Annotated in this window: 14 protein-coding genes; 5 read left to right on the forward strand and 9 right to left on the reverse strand. The window is 69.7% G+C overall.

Annotated features, from left to right (window positions below; translation table 11 throughout):
- The 3 genes from DRV85_RS17115 to DRV85_RS17125 all read right to left on the reverse strand — a co-directional run.
- Nucleotides 1-377: (deoxy)nucleoside triphosphate pyrophosphohydrolase (locus tag DRV85_RS17115; RefSeq protein ID WP_147238878.1), on the reverse strand; the 377-nt coding region annotated here is incomplete at its 3' end.
- The gene (gene argJ, locus DRV85_RS17120; protein WP_113290698.1) at nucleotides 374-1600 is read right to left on the reverse strand and encodes a bifunctional glutamate N-acetyltransferase/amino-acid acetyltransferase ArgJ; all 1227 of its coding nucleotides are present in this window, start codon (nucleotides 1598-1600) and stop codon (nucleotides 374-376) included. The genes argJ and DRV85_RS17115, both read right to left, overlap by 4 nt.
- Nucleotides 1601-1604: 4 nt before the next feature.
- The gene (locus DRV85_RS17125) at nucleotides 1605-2456 is read right to left on the reverse strand and encodes a peptidylprolyl isomerase (protein ID WP_113290699.1); all 852 of its coding nucleotides are present in this window, start codon (nucleotides 2454-2456) and stop codon (nucleotides 1605-1607) included.
- 173 nt (nucleotides 2457-2629) lie between these two features.
- Here DRV85_RS17125 and secA point away from each other — a divergent pair, with 173 nt between their 5' ends.
- From secA to DRV85_RS17140, 3 genes are all read left to right on the forward strand, one after another.
- Nucleotides 2630-5416 carry a preprotein translocase subunit SecA gene (gene secA / locus DRV85_RS17130; RefSeq protein ID WP_113290700.1) on the forward strand — a complete coding sequence of 929 codons (2787 nt, stop codon included), beginning with the start codon at nucleotides 2630-2632 and terminating at the stop codon, nucleotides 5414-5416.
- Nucleotides 5417-5533: 117 nt separating this feature from the next.
- Nucleotides 5534-6613, forward strand: coding sequence for a protein kinase family protein (locus DRV85_RS17135; RefSeq protein WP_113290701.1), 1080 nt, complete (start codon nucleotides 5534-5536; stop codon nucleotides 6611-6613).
- A 42-nt stretch (nucleotides 6614-6655) separates the two neighbouring features.
- Nucleotides 6656-8209, forward strand: a complete 1554-nt coding sequence (locus tag DRV85_RS17140) for a phosphate ABC transporter substrate-binding/OmpA family protein (RefSeq protein ID WP_113290702.1) — start codon at nucleotides 6656-6658, stop codon at nucleotides 8207-8209.
- A gap of 7 nt (nucleotides 8210-8216) precedes the next feature.
- Here the strand turns inward: DRV85_RS17140 and DRV85_RS17145 are convergent, their stop codons facing one another.
- From DRV85_RS17145 to DRV85_RS17165, 5 genes are all read right to left on the reverse strand, one after another.
- A complete protein-coding gene (locus DRV85_RS17145) occupies nucleotides 8217-9164 on the reverse strand; it encodes a GumC domain-containing protein (RefSeq protein WP_199526065.1) in 948 nt (315 codons plus the stop codon).
- Nucleotides 9161-9688 carry a winged helix DNA-binding protein gene (locus tag DRV85_RS17150; protein WP_113290703.1) on the reverse strand — a complete coding sequence of 176 codons (528 nt, stop codon included), beginning with the start codon at nucleotides 9686-9688 and terminating at the stop codon, nucleotides 9161-9163. The genes DRV85_RS17145 and DRV85_RS17150 overlap by 4 nt, the downstream gene beginning before the upstream one ends.
- Nucleotides 9685-10989: a TRAP transporter large permease gene (locus DRV85_RS17155; RefSeq protein WP_113290704.1), complete on the reverse strand. Its 1305-nt coding sequence runs from the start codon at nucleotides 10987-10989 to the stop codon at nucleotides 9685-9687. The genes DRV85_RS17150 and DRV85_RS17155 overlap by 4 nt, the downstream gene beginning before the upstream one ends.
- Nucleotides 10989-11540, reverse strand: a complete 552-nt coding sequence (locus DRV85_RS17160; protein ID WP_113290705.1) for a TRAP transporter small permease — start codon at nucleotides 11538-11540, stop codon at nucleotides 10989-10991. Before DRV85_RS17160 ends, DRV85_RS17155 begins: the two co-directional genes overlap by 1 nt.
- 62 nt (nucleotides 11541-11602) lie before the next feature.
- A complete protein-coding gene (locus tag DRV85_RS17165; protein WP_233495569.1) occupies nucleotides 11603-12583 on the reverse strand; it encodes a TRAP transporter substrate-binding protein in 981 nt (326 codons plus the stop codon).
- 141 nt (nucleotides 12584-12724) lie between these two features.
- Between DRV85_RS17165 and DRV85_RS17170 the strand changes: the two genes are divergently transcribed.
- Nucleotides 12725-16348, forward strand: a complete 3624-nt coding sequence (locus DRV85_RS17170) for a hydantoinase B/oxoprolinase family protein (RefSeq protein ID WP_113290707.1) — start codon at nucleotides 12725-12727, stop codon at nucleotides 16346-16348.
- A 102-nt stretch (nucleotides 16349-16450) separates the two neighbouring features.
- Complete coding sequence (ftsH, locus tag DRV85_RS17175) at nucleotides 16451-18286, forward strand: ATP-dependent zinc metalloprotease FtsH (protein ID WP_113290708.1); 1836 nt, start codon at nucleotides 16451-16453, stop codon at nucleotides 18284-18286.
- 46 nt (nucleotides 18287-18332) lie between these two features.
- Here ftsH and DRV85_RS17180 read toward each other — a convergent pair whose 3' ends face one another.
- A complete protein-coding gene (locus tag DRV85_RS17180; protein ID WP_113290709.1) occupies nucleotides 18333-19961 on the reverse strand; it encodes a thiamine pyrophosphate-binding protein in 1629 nt (542 codons plus the stop codon).
- Nucleotides 19962-20207 lie beyond the last annotated feature (246 nt).

The raw sequence follows: 20207 nt of genomic DNA on the forward strand, positions 1-20207 counted from the left end.
ATCAACGGCAGGTCCGCCGGCGGCATCGGGTAGTCGCGCAGCGCCTGCGGCTTCGCCCAGGCGAGCGCCTGACCCTCCCGCGCATGGGGCACGCCCTCCCACTTGCGGCAGACGAAGAGCGGCATCAGCAGGTGAAAGTCCTCGTAGGCATGGCTCGCGAAGGTGAGCGGCGCGAGGCAACTCGCCTCCGTGTCGATGCCGAGCTCCTCGTGCAGTTCGCGGATCAGTGCCGCTTCAGGCGTCTCGCCAGCCTCGACCTTGCCGCCCGGAAACTCCCAGAGGCCCGCCATGCTCTTGCCCTCGGGCCGCTGCGCCAGCAGCACCCGGCCGTCGCGGTCGATCAGCGCGACCGCGGCCACCAGAACGACCCGTGTCACGAGCGATAGTCCGCGTTGATGTCGATGTAGCCATGGGTGAGATCGCAGGTCCACACGGTGGCAGCGCCCTCCCCGAGGCCCAGATCGACGCCGATCCGCACCTCCTGCCGCTTCATGTGGGCCGCGGCGTCCTCTTCGCGGTAGCCGGGCGCGACCCAGCCGTTTTCCGCCACCAGCACTTCGCCGAAGCGGATCGTCAGCCGGTCGCGGTCCGCCGCCGCGCCGGACTTGCCCACCGCCATGACGACACGGCCCCAGTTCGGATCCTCGCCCGCGATGGCGGTCTTCACCAGCGGCGAGTTGGCGATCGCCATGGCGTGGGTGCGCGCGTCGGCGTCGCTCGCCGCGCCGGTCACCGCCACCTCGACGAATTTCGTGGCGCCCTCGCCGTCGCGGACGACCTGATGCGCCAGATCCAGCATGACGCCGTGCAGCGCCTCGCGGAAGGCTTCGCTGCCCTCGACGTCCACGCCGCTCGCCCCCGTCGCGCCCATCAGAAGCGTGTCGGAGGTCGAGGTGTCGCCGTCCACCGTGATGCAGTTGAACGTGCAATCGGAAAGCTCCGCGACAAGCGTCTGAAGCGCGGGGCGCGAGAGCTTCGCGTCGGTGAAGATGTAGACGAGCATCGTCGCCATGTCCGGCGCGATCATGCCGGAGCCCTTGGCGATCCCCGCGATGCCGATCCGCCGCCCGCCGATATCGACGACCGCGCCGGCCCCCTTCGGAAAGGTGTCGGTCGTCATGATGGCGCGCGCCGCCCGCTCCCAGTTGCCGGGGCCGAGCGCGCCGCTCAGCTCGCCCAGCTTCGCGGTGATGCGGTCGTAGGGAAGCAGCTCGCCGATGACACCCGTGGACGAGGTGAAGACCCGGCCGGGCGGCAGGCCCAGCGCATGCCCCGTCGTCTCGCAGAGGGCGGCCACCGCGTCGGCGCCGTTGCGGCCGGTGAAGGCGTTGGCGTTGCCGGAATTGACGAGGATCGCCGCGCCGGCGTCGCTCTCGGCACCGATCTTGGCCTCACAATCCAGCACCGGCGCCGCCCGGGTGGCCGAGCGCGTGAACACACCGGCAAGCGTGCTGCCGGAATCCAGACGGGCGAGCATCACGTCGTCGCGCCCGGCGTAGCGCACGCCGGCCGCGGCTGCGGCCAGCGTCACGCCCCCGATTGCGGGCAGGTCGGGAAACCGCGCAGGCGCGAGCGGCGAGCGCGGCGGCGTTGCGCCCATGCGGTCACTCCTGCGCGGCGCCGGCGGCGCTCAGCGCCGAGGGATCGAGCGACTCCGCGCCCGAGCGGTCGATCTGCGCCGCGTCGCGCAGGGCCTGAAGCCGGTCGTCCACGGCCGCCTGCCGGATCTCTTCCGCGAGCTCGCCGCGCACCTCGTCGAGCGCCGGTGCCTCCGCCGGCCGCGTCTCGTTCAGCCGGATGACATGCCAGCCGAACTGGGTCTGCACCGGCTCGTTCCGGACGGTGCCCGGCGCCATCTCCTGCACGGCGTTCTGGAAGGGTTCCACCATCGCGCCCTCGCCGAACCAGCCGAGGCTGCCGCCCGAGGGGCCGGAGGGGCCGGTCGAATGCTCCTCCGCCAGCGCGGCGAAATCTGCGCCGCCCTCGAGTTCTTCGATGAGTTGCTGCGCAAGTTCCTGCGTTTCCACGAGAATGTGCGAAGCATTGTACTCGGTGCCGGGCTCGGCATCGGCGTAGCGCGCCTCGTAGGCGGCCTGCAGGGCCTCCTCGGTCACGGATTCACCGACGATACCCTCGATCGCCTGGGCCGCGCCGAGCATCCGGCGTTCGTTCTCCAGGGCCATCTCGGCCATGCCCGAAAGCTCCTCCTCCGTCTGCGACAGGAGCGTCTGCTGCACCAGCTGATCGAGCAGCGCGTTGAACAGCACGTCGTCGGGAAGCTGCTGATACTGCTGCGGCAGCGAGGAGCGCGCAGCGACCATGTGGCCGAGCGTGATCTCGTCGCCGTTGACCGTGGCCACGACGGTGTCGAGCGCCGGCGCGTCCTGGGCCGCGGCGGGGCCTGCAAGCGCGAAGGCGGTGAGCGCGGCGGCGATCGGGCGCGTCAGGGTGTGCATGAAGTCTCCTTGGCTCTGGGCCGCGACAGGCCGCGGCGTTGACACTCGAAAAGCCGCCCCTTACATCGCCAAGCGAGGCCGGGCGGCGCCGTCTTTCCCAACACCTATGGGCTCCGGAGCAGGCGGGCAAGCGGGCGCCGCGCAAGAAAACGTCAACCCGGACGGAGTGAGCCATGGGCATCGGACGCATCGCCAAGAAGATCTTCGGCACCCCGAACGATCGCAAGATCAAGGCGACTCGCCCGCTGATCGAGAAGATCAACGCGCTCGAGCCGGAGTATCAGGCGCTCTCCGACGAGGGGCTGATCGCCAAGACCGCGGAGTTCAAGGAGCGCATCGCGGGAGGCGAGCGTCTCGACGACGTGCTTCCCGAGGCCTTCGCCAACTGCCGCGAGGCCGCGCGCCGCGCGCTGGGCCTGCGCCCCTTCGACGTGCAGCTGATGGGCGGCATCTTCCTGCACCAGGGCAATATCTCGGAAATGAAGACCGGCGAGGGCAAGACGCTGGTCGCCACGCTGCCGGCCTATCTCAACGCGCTGACGGGCAAGGGCGTGCACATCGTCACCGTCAACGACTACCTCGCCCGCCGCGACGCGGAGTGGATGGGCAAGGTCTACGCCGCGCTCGGGCTGACCACCGGCGTCGTCGTTCCCCAGCAGCCCGAGGACGAGAAGCGCGCCGCCTATCAGGCAGACGTCACCTACGCCACGAACAACGAGCTTGGCTTCGACTACCTGCGCGACAACATGAAGTCCTCGCTGGAGGAGATGTATCAGCGCGGCCATCATTACGCGATCGTTGACGAGGTCGACTCGATCCTGATCGACGAGGCCCGCACGCCGCTCATCATCTCGGGGCCGAGCCAGGACCGCTCGGAGCTCTATCGCGATGTCGACCGGCTCATCCCCGAGCTCGCCGAAGAGCACTACAGCATCGACGAAAAGACGCGGAACGTGACCTTCACCGACGAAGGCAACGAGGTGCTCGAGGAGATGCTGCACGCCCGCGGCCTGCTGCCCGAGGGCCAGTCGCTCTACGACCCGGAAAGCACGACCGTCGTGCACCACGTCAACCAGGGCCTGCGCGCGCACAAGATGTTCCAGAAGGACAAGGACTACATCGTGCGCGACGGCCAGGTGGTGCTGATCGACGAGTTCACCGGGCGGATGATGATCGGCCGGAGGCTGTCGGACGGCCTGCACCAGGCGATCGAGGCGAAGGAGGGCTGCGATATCCAGCCCGAGAACGTCACCCTCGCCTCCATCACCTTCCAGAATTACTTCCGTCTCTACGAGAAACTGGCCGGCATGACCGGCACCGCCACCACAGAGGCGGAGGAATTCGCCGAGATCTACGGCCTCGGCGTCGTCGAGGTGCCCACCAACAAGCCCATCGCGCGCCTCGACGAGGACGATCAGGTCTATCGCACCGCGCGCGAGAAGTACGAGGCCATCGTCGAGGAGATCCGCAAGGCGCACGAAAAGGGGCAGCCGGTGCTGGTCGGCACCACCTCGATCGAGAAATCCGAGGCTCTTTCCTCGTTGCTCGAGAAGGAGGGCGTCCCGCACAACGTGCTCAACGCGCGCCAGCACGAGAAGGAGGCGAAGATCGTCGCCGACGCCGGCCGCCTGGGCGCGGTGACCATCGCCACCAACATGGCCGGTCGCGGCACCGACATCCAGCTCGGCGGTAACGTCGAGATGAAGGTGCTGGAAGAGCTCGCCGCCGACCCCGACGCTCACCCCGACGAGGTGCGCGCCCGGATCGAGGCCGAACACGCCGAGGAGAAGCGCAAGGTGATCGAGGCCGGCGGCCTCTTCGTTCTGGCCACCGAGCGCCACGAGAGCCGCCGCATCGACAACCAGCTTCGCGGCCGCTCGGGCCGCCAGGGCGACCCTGGCCGCTCGCAGTTCTACCTCAGCCTCGAGGATGACCTTATGCGCATCTTCGGGTCGGATCGGCTCGACAAGATGCTGGGCCGGCTCGGGATGCAGGAGGGCGAGGCGATCGTCCACCCCTGGGTCAACAAGAGCCTCGAGCGCGCGCAGGCGAAGGTCGAGGCGCGCAACTTCGACATCCGCAAGCAGCTGCTGAAGTTCGACGACGTGATGAACGATCAGCGCAAGGTCGTCTTCGGCCAGCGCCGCGAGATCATGGAGGCCGACGATCTCTCGGATATCGTCGAGGACATGCGCCATCAGGTGATCGAGGATCTCGTCAACCAGTATCTCCCGCCCAAGTCCTATGCCGATCAGTGGGACACCCGCGGACTCTATGCCGCCACGATCGAAAAGCTCGGCATAGACGTGCCGGTGATCGATTGGGGCGAAGAAGAGGGCGTCGACCAGGAGGCGATGCGCGAGCGCCTGCAAAAGGCCGCAGACGAGCACATGGCCAAGAAGGTGACGGCTTTCGGCCCCGAAAATATGCGGTCCATCGAGAAGCAGGTTCTGCTGCAGACGATCGACACGAAATGGCGCGAGCATCTGCTCCGCCTCGAGCATCTGCGCTCTGTCGTGGCCTTCCGCGGCTACGCCCAGCGTGACCCGCTGAATGAATACAAGTCGGAAGCCTTCCAGCTCTTCGAGTCGATGCTCGACTCGCTGCGCGAGGACGTGACCCAAAGGCTGGCGCAGATCCGTCCCATGACGGAAGAGGAGCAGAACGAGATGATGCGCCAGCTGCAGGAGCAGCAGGCGCGCCTGCGCCAGCAGGCCGAGAACGCGGCCCCGCAACAGGCTGCGCGTGTGCCCGAGCCCGCCGGGGCCGGGGCAGCCGCGGCACGCGCTCCCGAGGGTGCAGCGGCGGGCGGCGGCGCTGCTCCTGCCGCGTCTGCCGGCGCAGCGGCGCCGGGCTTCGTCGAGAGCGACCCCTCCACTTGGGGCAACCCGGGACGCAACGAGCCTTGCCCCTGCGGATCCGGTCGCAAGTTCAAGCACTGCCACGGCCGGCTCGGCTGAGCCGCCGGCTCGGCCGGGGACGCCGCACAGATTCCCCCGACCTGCCCCGCCCTCGCCAAGATTGGCGGAGAGACTGGTGCCTGATCCGGAATCACGCGCCGGGGTCTGGAGGCAGAGATGAAATCGCAGCTCTTGTCGAATCGCTACGTCATGGCGGGTGCCACCTTCGCGATCGCGATGGGCATCGGCTTTGTGATGCAGCGCGGCGATCCGGACCCGATGGCCGACGCGACCGGTGCCGCGAAGGATGCATCGCAGCAAGCCGGGCAAGCCACCGCCACCTCTGCGCTCGTGGAGCCGCTTCAGGTTCGTGACGCGGACACGGGAAGCGTGACCGAAGCGCCTGCGAAACCGACCCCGCCGCCCGACGCGCAGGAACTCGTCGAAATCGACTTCACCTCGGCGCCGATCGCGCCGCGCCCCGCGGGCGAGCCGCACCGCCTGCCCGACCCGCCGCTCCGGGACGCCGCCGCCGAAATGCCCGACTCCGCAGCGGACTCGCCGCGTCCTGCGGCGGAGCCTGACATCGACTGCAAGGTCCGCCTCGACGCGGAGACGCGGCCGGCCGCGATGGTCCATCTTGCGCTGCAGGCGCCCTGCCTGCCCGAAGAGCGCGTGACGCTGCACCACGGCGGGCTGATGTTCTCGGCGGTGACGGACGAGGCGGGTCTTCTGGAACTCGATGTCCCGGCGATGACCGCCTCGGCCGTGTTCATCGCCGCCTTTCCGGCCGGCGAGGGCTCGGTCGCGCAGATCACCGTGCCCGAGGCCGAGGCGCGTGATCGCGTCGCGCTGCAATGGCGGGGTGCCACCGGGCTTCAGCTTCACGCCTTCGAGGGCGGCGCCGGCTTTGGCGACACGGGCCATGTCTGGGCCGAGGCGCCGCGCGACCCCGAGACGGCGGAAGACGGCGGCTTTCTCGTCCGGTTGGGCGACGCGACCGCACCCGAGCCCCGGATGGCCGAGATCTACACATTCCCGGCAAAGAGCCCCGAGGGCGGAATCGCGCTCACGATCGAGGCCGAAGTGACCGAAGAAAACTGCGCGCGCGAGGTCGTGGCCGAGACGCACGGGCGGATCGACGGCGCCGCGGCCAAGCGGCACCAGCTCACATTCTTCATGCCGGACTGCGCGGCGACGGGTGACTTTCTGGTGTTGAAAAACCTGTATCAAGACCTGAAGATCGCGGCGAGGTAGCGGGCGCCGCGAGGCCCAGGGCACGCGCGATCCGGAGGTCACATGCGATCATGGCGTGCGGCGGTCATCGCCGCACTCGTCATTCTGGCGGCCGTCCCGGTGGCGGCGCAAGATGTCACGCTCCGCTCTCCCGACGGCGACGTCGAGATCGAGGGGACGCTTCTTGGTTTCGACGGGCGCTACTACCGCGTCGATACGATCTACGGAGAACTGACCGTGGACGGCTCCGGCGTTGTTTGCGAGGGGCCGGGATGCCCCAGCCTCGAACCCTTCGTCGCGGACCTTCGGCTTTCGGGGTCGGCCACCATCGCCGACGTGCTGATGCCGGCGCTGATCGAGGGCTTCGCGATGCGCAGCGGTTTCGCGCTGACGCGCGAGCGGCCGGACGCCAGCCACAGCCGCTTTACCCTCTACGAGGCGAGCGGTCAGCCGCTCGCGCGTTTCCATCTGCGCTCGACCACGACAGACGAAGGCTTCGCCGATCTGCTCGCGGACGAGGCTGACGTCGCCCTCGCCGTGCGGGAGATCCGCGCCGACGAGGCGCAGCGCGCCCGCGAAGCCGGACTTGGCGATCTGACGGCGCCGGAGCGGTCCCGCGTTCTGGCGCTGGACGGGCTGGTGCCGGTGGTCGCACCCGGCAACCCGGTTCTCGCCATCGCACCGCTCGACCTTGCGCGGATTCTGGCAGGCAAGATCGACAACTGGCAGGCGCTGGGCGGCCCCGACGCCCCGATCACACTGCACGTTAGGGATGCCGAATCCGGTCTTGGCCAGGCCGTGGCCGACCGCATTCTCGCGCCCGCGGGCCTGGCGCTGGACGAAGGCGCGGTTCGGCATCCCACCGATGCCGCGCTCGTAAGGGCCGTCGCAAGCGACCGGCTCGGCCTCGGCGTCGCCAGCTTCGCCGAACTCGGCAACACGCAGCCGCTCGCGCTGACGGGGCGCTGCGGCTTCGTGCTGCGCGCCGAGCGGCGGGCCATCAAGATGGAAGACTACCCGCTCACCACGCCGCTCTTCCTCTATCTGCCGATGCGACGTCTGCCCGAGATCGCGCGCGACTTCCTGATCTACCTGCGCAGCGCGCCGGCGCAGATCGTGATCCGCCGCGCCGGCTTCGTCGATCAGGCGGCCGAGGAAGTTCCGATCGCCGATCAGGGCGACCGCTTCGTCAACGCCATCGCCAGCGCGGGGCCCGAAGTATCCCTCGGAGAGCTTAAGCGCATGGTGGAGACACTGGACGGGATGCGACGGCTGACCGTCTCGTTCCGCTTTCGCACGGGCTCGGCCGCCCTCGATGCCCAGTCTGTCTCGAACGTGGAGGCGCTCGCGCAGGCGCTGGCGACCGGGCGTTACGACGGGCGGCAGCTTCTCTTCGTGGGTTTCAGCGACGGGCAGGGACCGGCCGTGACCAACGCGCAGATCGCCGCGCGCCGGGCCGAAGCGGTGCGCGATGCCGTGCTCGCCGCCGCGGAGGACGCCGATCTCTCGCGTGTCGAGATCGCGACGGACGCCTTCGGCGAAGCCCTGCCCATGGCCTGCGACGAGAGCGCCTGGGGCAGGCAGGTCAACCGGCGGGTCGAGGTCTGGGTGCGATAGCTCACGCTCACCCGCGCCCGGTCTCGTCGCCGCGATGGCCTGTGCCGGTGAGCCAGGGCAACAGCGTGGGCGTCAGATACATCGGGATCTGATAGCAACCGACGAAGAGCATCAGCGGCGCCGCCACCTCGGGCGGAACGGCGGCGAGGAAGAGCGCGAGGTTGCGGTTGCCCGCCGCGATGGAGAGCGCCAGCGCCGCGTCGCGCGGCACAAGCGCGCGCGCGATCCGCCAGGCGCCGGCGGTCTGCACCGCATAGACCCCGCCGGCCAGGACGAGCGCGAGAAGCAGCGCGCCCGGCGCCTCGAACGCGGCCGGGCCCACCGCCGACATGAGGCCGACGACCACCACGCTCATGGCGATCGCCATGACGCCGTCGAGCGCGGGGCGCAGGGCAGGGTCCGTCAGGCGGGGAAGGGCGCGGCGCAGCGCCGCCGCGAGCGCAGCGGCCAGCGCGACGAGACCGAGCAGACGCAACGCGCCCGCCGCCACTGCCCCGGGGTCGGGAAAGGCCGGCAGCAAAGCGAAGACCGGCGCCGCGGTAAGCGGCAGAAGCGCGGTCCCGAGCGCGAGCTGGCGCACCGCCGCGCCCGCATCCGCGCCCGACATCACCGCGAGACCCGGCGTGCCGGTGATCGGCGCGGCCGCGCAGGCGAGCACCACGCCCGTGGCCAACGGAGCGTCCAGCAGCCCCGCCGCCCAGAGCGCGCCCGCTGCGACGAGCGGCAGCACTCCCTGAAGCGCGAGCGTCGCGGCGAGCGCCCGCGGAAGCTGCGACAGGCGCGGCAGGGCCGCCCGCGGCCCCTCGCGCAGGGCGGCCACGGTGAGCATCAAGAAGAGGAAGGGGACGATCGCACCCGCCATCCGCTCGGCGAGACCGGGCAGCGCGATACCCGCCACCAGCCCCGCGATCAGCAGCCAGCGGCCGTGCAGGGCCGCGAGCGCCAGCAGGCTCAAAGCGTGGTCGCCGCCCGCGCGGCGTGGTCGTAACTGCCCGAGATCGCGCGCAGGAGGGCCGCGAGGCGCGACATTTCCTCGGGCGAGAAGCCGGTCTCCTGCGCCAATTCCACCAGCAGCGCCTCGCGCACCTCGCCGTAGCGGTCGCAGAGCGCGGCGCCCTCGGCGGTGATCTCGACCGTCTTTTCCTTGCCCTTGCGCGCCGTCGTCACCAGCCCCCGCTCGGACAGTTTGCGCACCGCGTAGCTGACCAGATGCGCGTCCTCGATGTGCAGCACCAGCCGGATGTCGGCGAGCGTCTTGGCGCGGTCGCGGTGGTTGACGAGGTGCAGGATCAGCACCTCCAGCGGCGCCATGCCGGGCGCGCCGGCCGCATCCATGCAGCGGGTGATCCAGCGCTGGAAGGCATGGTTCGCCATGGTCAGCGCGTATTCCACCTCGGAGAGTTCCGGCAGCCCCGAGGCGGCCAGATGCGCCGAGCTGACGACCGGCCCGACGCGGCGCTTGCGGTCCTCCGCGCTCATCGCGACAGCATCGTGCCCGGCAGCCAGAGCGCGATCTGCGGAAAGAGCGCGAGGATCGCGGTGGCCAGCACCAGGATCAGGAAGAAGGGCAGCGCATAGCGCGCGACGGCGAAGATGTCCCGCCCCGTGATCGTCTGGATCACGAAGAGGTTGAAGCCCACCGGCGGGGTGATCTGGCTCATCTCCACCACGAGGACGAGGAAGATGCCGAACCAGATCGGGTCGATGCCCGCCGCCGTCACCATCGGCAGGATGATCGAGACGGTCAGCACCACGATCGAGATGCCGTCGAGGAACATGCCCATGACGATGAAGAAGACCGTGAGCATGGCCAGCAGGGCATAGGGCGACAGGCCCAGTTCTCCGATCATGCGGGCCAGTTCGCGCGGGATGCCGGTGTAGCCCATCGCCACCGTCAGGAAGGCCGCCCCGGCGAGGATGAAGGCGATCATGCAGGTCGTCACCGTCGCCGCGCGGAGCGAGTCGAAGAACCCCGCGAAAGACAGCGCGCCGGTCGCGGCGGCAAGGATCAGCGCGCCGGTCACGCCGATCACCGCGGCCTCCGTCGGGCTCGCGATGCCGAGGTAGATCGACCCGATCACCGCGACGATCAGGCCCACCACCGGCAGCAGGCGCGACGCGGCGGCGATGGCCTCGCGCCGGTCCACGGGCGGCTCGGCTGCGGGCATCCGGTCGCGGTTGATCCACGACCAGAGCATGATGTAGCCGCCGAAGAGCCCGGCCAGCATCGCGCCGGGCAGCACGCCGGCGAGGAAGAGTCGCGCGATGGACTGCTCGGTGGCCGCGCCATAGACGATCAGGATGATCGACGGCGGGATCAGGAAGCCGAAGGTGCCCGCGCCGGCGAGCGTGCCGATGGCCATGCGGTCGTCGTAGCCGCGCGCCTTCAACTCCGGCAGCGACATGCGCCCGATGGTGGCCGTGGTCGCCGCGCTGGAGCCCGAGACGGCCGCGAACAGCGCGCAGCCCAGCACGTTGACGTGCAGAAGCCGTCCGGGCAGGCGCGCGGTGAAGGGCGCGAGGCCCGAGAACATGTCCGACGACAGCCGCGAGCGCACGAGGATCTCGCCCATCCAGATGAACATCGGCAGCGCGGTCAGGTCCCAGACGGTCATGCCGCCCCAGACCTTGGTGGCGAAGACAAGCTCCGGCGGCGCGGGCGCGGCGAGCACCATCGCCACCAGCCCCACCGCGATCAGGGAAAAGCCCACCCAGAGCCCTGTGGCGAGGGCGCCGAAGAGCACGACGACGAGGATGGGGGCGAGCGTCGCGATCTCCATCATGCCTGCTCCTCGGTCCGGGTCTCGGCCGCGCGGTAGCCGGGCACGCCACCGCGGGCAAGCGTGACCATCGAGTCGAGAAGCGCCACGCAGAAGAGCGCGAGGCCCAGCGTCATCACCCCCTGCGGGATCACCAGCGGTATCGGGATCACGCCGTAGCTGACCGAGTTGAACTGCAGGCTGTCCAGCGCCTGAAGCGCGCTCGACCAGGTGGCGAAGGCAGAAAGCGCGGCGGCAGCGGCGCAGACGAGGACGCCCAGCCAGCGCGCCGCACCGGCCGGCAGGGTCTGGATCAACAGCTTGACCCTGACGTGGCCGCCGGCCTGAAGCGTGCCCGCGAGGCCGAGGAATACTGCGCCCGCGAAGAGGAAGGCGCCGAACTCTGCCAGCGAGGGGATCGTCAGCCCCGGCGGCGGCAGGTCCACGAGCCGCGCGGCGCGGTCGATCAGCCGGCCCGCGATCTGCAACAGCACCAGCACCGCGATCAGCCCGAAGGTGACGGCAGCCAGCCACAGCGCCCCGGCGTAGAGGCGGTCGAGTATCCGGCGCATCCCGGCTCTCCGATATTGTCAGGGTGCGGAAGGGCGGGGCCGCACGGGCCCCGCCCCTGGCGTCACATGTTGCCTTCGTAGGCCTCGATGACCTGCTGACCTTCCTCTCCGGCGTTTTCGAGCCATTCCTGCGTCATGGTCTCGCCGATCTCGGCCAGCTGTTCGGACAAGGTGTCGGAAGGCTGCGAGACGGTCATGCCGTTCTCTTTCAGCGTGGCGATCTTGTCCTCGGTCTCGGCCGCCGACATCTCCCATCCGCGGGTCTCGGCCTCGGCCGCGGCGTCCATGATCGCCTGACGCTGATCCTCGGGCAGCCCCTCGAACATCTGCGTGTTCACGATCACCATGTTCTTGGGCAACCACGCCTGCGTGTCGGTGTAGTGGCTGGTGAAGTCCCAGGCCTGGCTCGAGACGCCCGTGGAGGGCGAGGTGATCATCGCGTCCACCCGGCCGGTGGCGAAGGCGGTGGGGATGTCGCCGGTCTCGATCTGCGTGGGCACCGCGCCCATCAGCTGCGCCAGTCGTTCGGTCGCGGCGTTGTAGGCGCGGAATGCGGCGCCCTCGAGATCCTCGGTCGACTCGACGGGTTCCTGCGTGTAGATGCTCTGCCCCGGCCACGGTACCGCGTAGAGCAGCGTGAGGCCCTGCGCCGCCAGCTTCTCTTCGACCAGCGGGCGCGAGGCGTCCCAGAGCGCGCGCGCCTCGTCATAGCTGGACGCGAGGAAGGGGATCGAATCGACGGCAAAGATCGGATCCTCGTTTGCCAGCCGCGACATCAGCACCTCGCCGATGGGGGCGAGGCCGCGGCGCACCGAATCCTTGATCTCGGGGTGGGCATAGAGCGAGCCGGCAGAATGCACGGTGATCTCAAGCCCGCCGTCGGTGGCCGCGGCCACATCCTCGGCGAACTGCTGGATGTTCTGGGTGTGGAACACGCTGTCGCCGTAGGGCGTGGGCATGTCCCAGTTCGCGGCGGCGGCGGGCAGCGCGAGCGCGGCCGCCGCGAGCGCGGCGGGCAGGCTGCGGAAAAGCGGCTTGGTCATCGGCATCTTCCCTGTTGCATGGCGGGCGGCGTTTCGGCGCACCGGGTCCGCCGCCCTTGACCCTACGACAGGAAGCTTGACCCCACACTGACAATTTGTCAACGTTTTGTCTGCGAATGGTGAGTAAGGGGCCGCAGGGCGATGAACGACGAGGCAGGACGCTGGGATTTCTGGATCGACCGGGGCGGCACCTTTACAGACGTGATCGCGCGCGCGCCCTCCGGCCGTCTGGCGGAGATGAAGCTGCTCTCCGAGAACCCCGGCGCCTATGACGACGCCGCCATCGAGGGCATTCGCCGCTTCCTTGACGTGCCCCCCGGGGCCATCCCGCCCGAGCGGGTGGGCACCGTGCGGATGGGGACCACGGTGGCCACCAACGCGCTGCTGGAGCGCAAGGGCGACCGGACCCTCCTGCTGATCACGCGCGGCTTCCGCGACGCGCTGCGAATCGGCTACCAGGACCGCCCCGACATCTTCGCCAAGGAGATCGTCCTGCCCGAGATGCTCTACGAGCGCGTCGTCGAGGTGGACGAACGCGTGCGCGCCGACGGCACGGTGGAGCGCGAGCTCGACATGGACGGCGCACGGCAGGCTCTGACGGACGCCAAGGCCGACGGCATCGACGCAGTGGCGATCGTGCTCATGCACGCCTGGACCGCGCCCGAGCACGAGACGCGGCTGGCGGAGGCCGCGCGCGCCGCAGGCTTCGGGCAGGTTTCGGTCAGCCACGAGGTCTCGCCACTCATAAAGCTGGTGGGGCGGGGTGATACCACGGTGGTGGATGCCTACCTCACGCCTATTCTCTCGCGCTACGTCGAGCGGGTGGCGGCGGCGCTGGGCGCCACGCCGCCCGATCAACCCGGCCCGACGCTTCAGTTCATGATGTCCTCGGGCGGTCTCACCGCCGCGGACCGCTTCAAGGGCCGCGACGCGATCCTCTCGGGCCCGGCGGGCGGCGTCGTCGGCATGGCCCGCACCGGGCAGATCGCGGGCGAGGACCGGGTGATCGGCTTCGACATGGGCGGCACCTCGACCGATGTGGCGCATTTCGACGGCGCCTTCGAGCGCGCCTTCGAGACGCAGGTCGCCGGCGTGCGGATGCGCGCGCCGATGCTGCGCGTGCACACGGTGGCCGCCGGCGGCGGCTCCATACTGCATGCCGAGCCGGGGCGCTTCCGCGTCGGCCCCGACAGCGCGGGCGCCGATCCCGGCCCCGCCTGCTACCGCCGCGGCGGGCCGCTGACCGTCACGGACGCCAACGTGATGCTGGGCAAGCTGAACCCGGACTACTTCCCGGCGATCTTCGGCCCCGATCAGGACCAGCCGCTGGACCGGGAGACGGTCGCGGCGAAATTCGCCGAGATCGCACAGCAGGAAGGCAAGAGCGCCGAGGAAGTCGCCGAGGGCTTTCTGCGCATCGCGGTCGAGAACATGGCCAACGCCATCAAGAAGATCAGCGTGCAGCGCGGCTACGACGTGACGCGCTATCTGCTCAACGCCTTCGGCGGGGCAGGGGGGCAGCACGCCTGTCTCGTCGCCGATGCGCTCGGCATGACGAAGGTGCTGATCCACCCGCTGTCGGGTCTTCTTTCGGCCTACGGCATCGGCCTCGCCCGTGTGACCGAGGCGCGGCAGCGCGGCATGGAGATCGAGCTTACCGCCGACGGCGCGGCGGAGGTCGAGGCGGCGCTCGCCGCGCTCTCCGACGAGGTGCGCGCGGCGCTGGCGGCGCAGGGCGTTCCCCAAGAGGGCGTCACCCTCACCCCGCGTCTGCATCTGCGCTACGCCGGCACCGACACCGCGCTTCCGGTCGTTTGGGAAAAGGATGTCGCGGCCGCGCGCGCGGCCTTCGAGGCCGCGCATGAGACCGAGTTCGGTTTCACCGATCCGGACGCCGCGCTCGTCGTCGAGGCCGCCGAGATCGAGGGACAGGCCGCCGAGCCGGCCGCCGACCCGGAGCCGCGCGCGGAGCCGACGAAGGGCGAGGCGGAAGCGGCGGCAGAGGTGCCGGTCTTCTCCGGCGGAGAGCGTCGGCAGGCTCGGGTCGTGCTGCGCGAGGCGCTCGCGCCCGGCCGCACCGTGACCGGCCCCGCGCTCATCATCGAGCCGAATCAGACCGTGGTCGTCGAGCCGGGCTGGCGCGCGGAAGTGACGCCGCGCGACCATATCCTGATGACGCGCGTGGAGGCCGCCGCCCGCGACCGCGCCATCGGCACGAAGGCCGACCCGGTGCTGCTGGAGGTATTCAACAATCTCTTCATGAACATCGCCGAGCAGATGGGCGTGGCGCTGCAAAAGACCGCGCGCTCGGTCAACATCAAGGAACGGCTGGACTTCTCCTGCGCCGTCTTCGACGCCGACGGCGCGCTGGTGGCCAACGCGCCGCACATGCCGGTTCATCTGGGCTCGATGGACCGCTCCGTGGAGACCGTGATCCGTCTGAACGAAGGGGACGTGCGCCCCGGCGATGTCTTCGCGCTGAACGCGCCCTACAACGGCGGCACGCATCTGCCCGACATCACCGTCGTCACGCCGGTCTTCGACGAGGCGGGCGAGACGATCCTGTTCTGGGTCGCTTCGCGCGGCCATCACGCCGATGTCGGCGGCCGTGCGCCGGGATCGATGACGCCGCTCGCCACCACGGTCGAGGAAGAGGGCGTGCTCATCGACAATTTCCGCCTCGTCGAGGGCGGCCGCTTCCGCGAGGCGGAGATCCGCGAGGTGCTCACCGACCATCCCTGGCCCGCGCGCAACCCGGATCAGAACATCGCCGATCTCAAGGCGCAGGTCGCGGCCAACGCCCGCGGCGTGGCCGAGCTGCGGGCGATGATCGGTCAGTTCGGGCTCGAGGTGGTGCAGGCCTACATGGGCCACGTGCAGGACAACGCCGCCGCCGAGGTCGCCCGTGTGATCGGCCGCCTCTCGGACGGGGAATACGAATACCCGACCGACACGGGCCAAGTGATCCGCGTGAAGATCACCGTCGACCGCGAGGCGGGCGAGGCCACGGTCGATTTCACCGGCACGTCAGAGGCGCAGGCCAACAACTTCAACGCGCCCGAGCCGGTGACGCGCGCCGCGGTCCTCTACGTCTTCCGCGTCATGGTCGAATCGCCGATCCCGATGAATGCTGGCTGCCTCAGGCCCGTGAAGATCGTGATCCCTGAGGGCTCCATGCTCTCGCCGCGTTATCCGGCCGCCGTGGTCGCCGGCAACGTGGAGACGAGCCAGCATGTCACCAACGCGCTCTTCGGCGCGCTGGGCGCGATGGCCAACAGCCAGGGGACGATGAACAACCTGACCTTCGGTAACGACCGGCACCAGTATTACGAGACGCTCTGTGCGGGCAGCCCTGCGGGGGTGAAGAACGACGGCAGCGGCTTCGACGGCACCGCCGCCGTGCACGTGCACATGACCAACTCCCGGCTGACCGACCCCGAGGTTCTGGAGCTGCGCTATCCCGTCCTGCTCGAGGAGTTCCGGATCGACCCGGATTCGGGCGGCGAGGGCCGCTTCTCGGCGGGCGACGGCACGACGCGGCGGATCCGCTTTCTGGAGGAGATGGAGCTGGCGATCCTGTCGTCGCACCGATTGCGTCCGCCCCTGGGTCTTGCCGGCGGCGGGCCCGGCCGGGTGGGCCGGACCACCATCCGGCGCGCCGACGGCCGCGTGGAAACTCTGGACGCCGTGGATCAGACACGGGTCGGCCCCGGCGACGCGGTGGTGGTCATGACGCCGACGGCGGGCGGCTATGGCACGCCCTGACCGCGGGTCCGCGGTCTGCGGCGCGGCCCGCGGCTTGAAAATGCACGCCGCCTGCCTTTCCTGCTAAGTTGACAGTGGGTCGGCAGGCGGCGGAGACGGTCGATGGACAGGAAGACGGACTTCCATATCTGGTACTGGGTTCTGGCCTTCCTCGCGGTCGTCCTGATCCAGAGCTATTTCGCCGAGACCAGCGACGTCGCGCCGATCAGCTACAGCCAGTTCGAGGACTACCTGGCCGAGGGCCGCATCGCCTCGGTCACCGTGGGGACCGACACGATCACCGGCCGCTTCGAGAGCCCCGTCGACGGGCACGGGCAGTTCGTGACGACGCTCGTCGACCCTTCGGTGATGGAGCGGCTCGAAGATGCCGACGTCGAGGTGAGCGGCCGCCGCGACAATACCTGGCTCGCCGTGGTCCTCTCCTGGGTCGTGCCCGCCTTCGTCTTCTTCGCGCTCTGGATGCTCGTGATCCGGCGCGTGGCCGACCGGCAGGGATTCGGCGGCGGCGTGATGCAGATCGGCAAGAGCCACGCCAAGGTCTACATGGAGACCGAGACCGGCGTGACCTTTGCCGACGTGGCCGGGGTGGACGAGGCCAAGGCCGAACTCGAGGAGGTCGTGGATTTCCTCAGAAACCCCGAGGAATACGGCAAGCTGGGCGCACGGATCCCGAAAGGCGTGCTGCTCGTCGGGCCGCCGGGCACCGGCAAGACGCTGCTCGCCCGCGCGGTGGCCGGCGAAGCGGGCGTCACCTTCTTTTCCATCTCGGGCTCGGAGTTCGTCGAGATGTTCGTGGGCGTCGGTGCGGCGCGCGTGCGCGACCTCTTCGAGCAGGCCCGCCGCGCCGCGCCGGCGATCATCTTCGTGGACGAGCTCGACGCGCTGGGCCGCGCCCGCACCGCGGGCCAGATGCCCGGCGGCCATGACGAGCGCGAACAGACCCTGAATCAGCTTCTCGCGGAGCTCGACGGCTTCGACCCGAGCTCGGGCGTCGTCCTCCTCGCCGCGACGAACCGGCCCGAGATCCTCGATCCCGCGCTGCTGCGCGCCGGGCGCTTCGATCGACAGGTTCTGGTGGACAGGCCCGACAAGAAGGGGCGCATCGCCATCCTGAAGGTGCACATGCGCAAGGTGAAGCTCGCCCCGGACGTCGAGGCCGAGAAGGTCGCCGCGCTCACGCCGGGCTTCTCCGGCGCCGACCTCGCCAATCTGGTCAACGAGGCGGCGCTGCTGGCCACGCGCCGCCGAGGCGCGGCCGTGACGATGGCGGATTTCAACGCGGCGGTGGAGCGAATCATCGCCGGCCTCGAGAAGAAGAACCGTGTCCTCAACCCCCGCGAGCGCGAGATCGTGGCGCATCACGAAATGGGCCATGCGCTCGTCGCGCTCGCGCTGCCGGGTGTGGATCCGGTGCAGAAGGTCTCGATCATCCCGCGCGGGATCGGCGCGCTCGGCTACACGATCCAGCGGCCGACCGAGGACCGCTTCCTGATGACTCGCGACGAGCTGGAGAACAAGATCGCGGTGCTCATGGGCGGGCGCGCGGCCGAGCAGCTCGTCTTCGGGCACCTCTCGACCGGCGCGGCCGACGATCTGGTCAAGGCAACCGACATCGCGCGCTCGATGGTCGCGCGCTACGGGATGGACGCCGACCTCGGGCATGTGTCCTACGACTCCGAGCGGCCGGGCTTTCTCGGGACCGGCGATCAGGCCTCCTGGCTCAACCGCCGTTACAGCGAGGCGACGGCCGAGCGGATGGACGCGGCCGTGAAGACGCTCGTGGACGACATTTTCGAGCGGACGCTCGCCGTGCTCCGCGCGAACCGCGCCCTGCTGGAGGAAAGCGCCGCGCGGCTGCTGGAGATCGAGACGCTGGACGAGGACGACATCGCCGCGATCCGCGCGAAGGTCGTCGCGCCGAAGGCCGAGGCGGCCTGAGCCAGCCTTCGGGACGGCGCGAGGGCCTCGGAATCGGGGCGGCTGCTCAGATCCGCATGCGCGGCACGTCATCGGGATCGAGGCGGAGCTCGATGAGCAGCGGGCGATCGCGCTTGCCGATCGCCTCGAGCGCCGTCTCGAAGTCGTCCTGCGACTGCACGCAGAGGCCCTGCCCGCCCAGCGCGGTCGCCACCTCGGCGAAGGACGGCCAGTCGAACTGCGACAGGCCCGGGTCCATCCGGCGGTCGACGAACTGTATGTGCTCGGCGCCGTAGGCGCTGTCGTTGCAGACGATCACGATCAGGTCCTGTCCAAGCCGGACAGCGGTGTTGAACTCGTTCACGCCACCCATCATGAAGCCGCCATCCCCGGTGAAATGCACCACGGGCCGGTCGGGCGCGGCGAGGCTCGCGCCGATCGCCTCCTGCAGGCCGAGGCCGATGGAGCCGAAGTTGGCCGTCACGATGAAGCTCTGAGGGTCGGGCGCCGAGATCCGGCACCAGACCTCGGTCATGAACCGCCCGCCGTCGGTGGTGAGGATGCGCTCCTTCGGCAGCGCCTCTTCGAGCCGGTCGAGCGCCCAGACGTAGTTGACGCAGCCCGGGGCGGCCTTCTCGGCGTCGCCCGGCGGATGGGCGGTCAGCTCGGCGCTGTCGAGCTCCTTCGTGAAGCCGCTCGGCGCGATCTCGGCCTCGTCCAGCCACCAGTGGATGTTGTCCGCCGTGAGCCCCGCGTCGGCCACCAGCGCCGCATCCGGGTGATGGTTGCGCCCCACGGCGGCGGGGTCGTCGTTCACCTGAACCACGCGCTTGCCCTTCATCAGCGCGCCCTTATCCGTGGTGAAGTAGTGCAGACTGGCGCCGAAGGCGATCACGCAGTCGGCCTTGCCGATCACGTCGTAGGCGGCCGGCGTGCTGAGCGTGCCGAAGATGTCCATGTTGTAGGGATGGTCGTTGAACAGCCCCTTGGCCTTCAGCGTCGTGGCCAGCGGAGCCTCGAGCCGGTCGGCGAGCCGGATCAGGTTGTCGCGCGCCCCGGTCGCACCGCCCCCGGCGAGGATGACGGGCCGCCGCGCCGAGGCGATCATGCCCACCGCCTGGTCCAGATCGTCACCCTCCGGTACGTAGGCCGGGGTCTGGAAGACCGGATAGACGGTCTTTTCGTGCGTCACCTCTTCCCACATGAAGTCGGCCGGCATGTTGAGCACGATGGGCCGCTTCTCGACCCGCGCGCGGTAGAAGGCGTTGGCCACGTCCTGCGCCGCGGTCGCGGGCGCGCGCATCTGCTCGAAGCCCGCGCCGGTGACCTTGACCACCTCGCGCTGGTCGATGTTTTGCAGGTTCTGCGGCGCCGTCACCGGGGTGTCCCCGGCCAGCAGCACCATCGGGATATGCCCGCGCGCGCCCTCGGTCAGCGCGGTGACGCAATTGGTCAGCGCGGGCCCGTGCGTCACCGTCGCCGCCGCGACCTTGCCCGAGACATGCGACCAGGCGAGCGCCATGAGCACCGAACTGCCCTCGTAAGCGGCGGGCACGAAGCGGCCGCCGCAGGCCCGGACGTAGTGATCGACCATGAAGAGATTGGCGTCCCCCATCAGGCCGAACAGCGTGTCGATGCCGTGATCGAGCACGGACTGCGCGATCGACTGGTGCACATAGATCGTCTCGTCGGCCATGTCCCGGGATCCTGTCCTGAACCGCCGCGCCGCGCCGCCCTGCATGCGCGGCGCCCTCTCGCGGACTTTCTGCCGCGTGACGTGCCAAACCCTGCGCCGCAGGGCAACCGGATCATACCCTGCGGCGCAGGCGGGCCGACAGACTTGAGGACATCGCGCCGCCGAAAGACGCGATGTCATCGGTGTCACGCGAAGACGAAGTCGGCCTCGGAGTAGTCGAGCCCCACGCCGATCTCCGACACCGCA

Source organism: Rhodosalinus halophilus, from assembly GCF_003298775.1.
Lineage (GTDB): Bacteria > Pseudomonadota > Alphaproteobacteria > Rhodobacterales > Rhodobacteraceae > Rhodosalinus > Rhodosalinus halophilus.

Bases quoted from the DNA above. Each gene is read 5' to 3' on its own strand.
- argJ (WP_113290698.1), bottom strand. From the start codon at position 1,600: ATGGGCGCAACGCCGCCGCGCTCGCCGCTCGCGCCTGCGCGGTTTCCC.
- DRV85_RS17125 (WP_113290699.1), bottom strand. From the start codon at position 2,456: ATGCACACCCTGACGCGCCCGATCGCCGCCGCGCTCACCGCCTTCGCG.
- secA (WP_113290700.1), top strand. From the start codon at position 2,630: ATGGGCATCGGACGCATCGCCAAGAAGATCTTCGGCACCCCGAACGAT.
- DRV85_RS17135 (WP_113290701.1), top strand. From the start codon at position 5,534: ATGAAATCGCAGCTCTTGTCGAATCGCTACGTCATGGCGGGTGCCACC.
- DRV85_RS17140 (WP_113290702.1), top strand. From the start codon at position 6,656: ATGCGATCATGGCGTGCGGCGGTCATCGCCGCACTCGTCATTCTGGCG.
- DRV85_RS17150 (WP_113290703.1), bottom strand. From the start codon at position 9,688: ATGAGCGCGGAGGACCGCAAGCGCCGCGTCGGGCCGGTCGTCAGCTCG.
- DRV85_RS17155 (WP_113290704.1), bottom strand. From the start codon at position 10,989: ATGGAGATCGCGACGCTCGCCCCCATCCTCGTCGTCGTGCTCTTCGGC.
- DRV85_RS17160 (WP_113290705.1), bottom strand. From the start codon at position 11,540: ATGCGCCGGATACTCGACCGCCTCTACGCCGGGGCGCTGTGGCTGGCT.
- DRV85_RS17165 (WP_233495569.1), bottom strand. From the start codon at position 12,583: ATGACCAAGCCGCTTTTCCGCAGCCTGCCCGCCGCGCTCGCGGCGGCC.
- DRV85_RS17170 (WP_113290707.1), top strand. From the start codon at position 12,725: ATGAACGACGAGGCAGGACGCTGGGATTTCTGGATCGACCGGGGCGGC.
- ftsH (WP_113290708.1), top strand. From the start codon at position 16,451: ATGGACAGGAAGACGGACTTCCATATCTGGTACTGGGTTCTGGCCTTC.
- DRV85_RS17180 (WP_113290709.1), bottom strand. From the start codon at position 19,961: ATGGCCGACGAGACGATCTATGTGCACCAGTCGATCGCGCAGTCCGTG.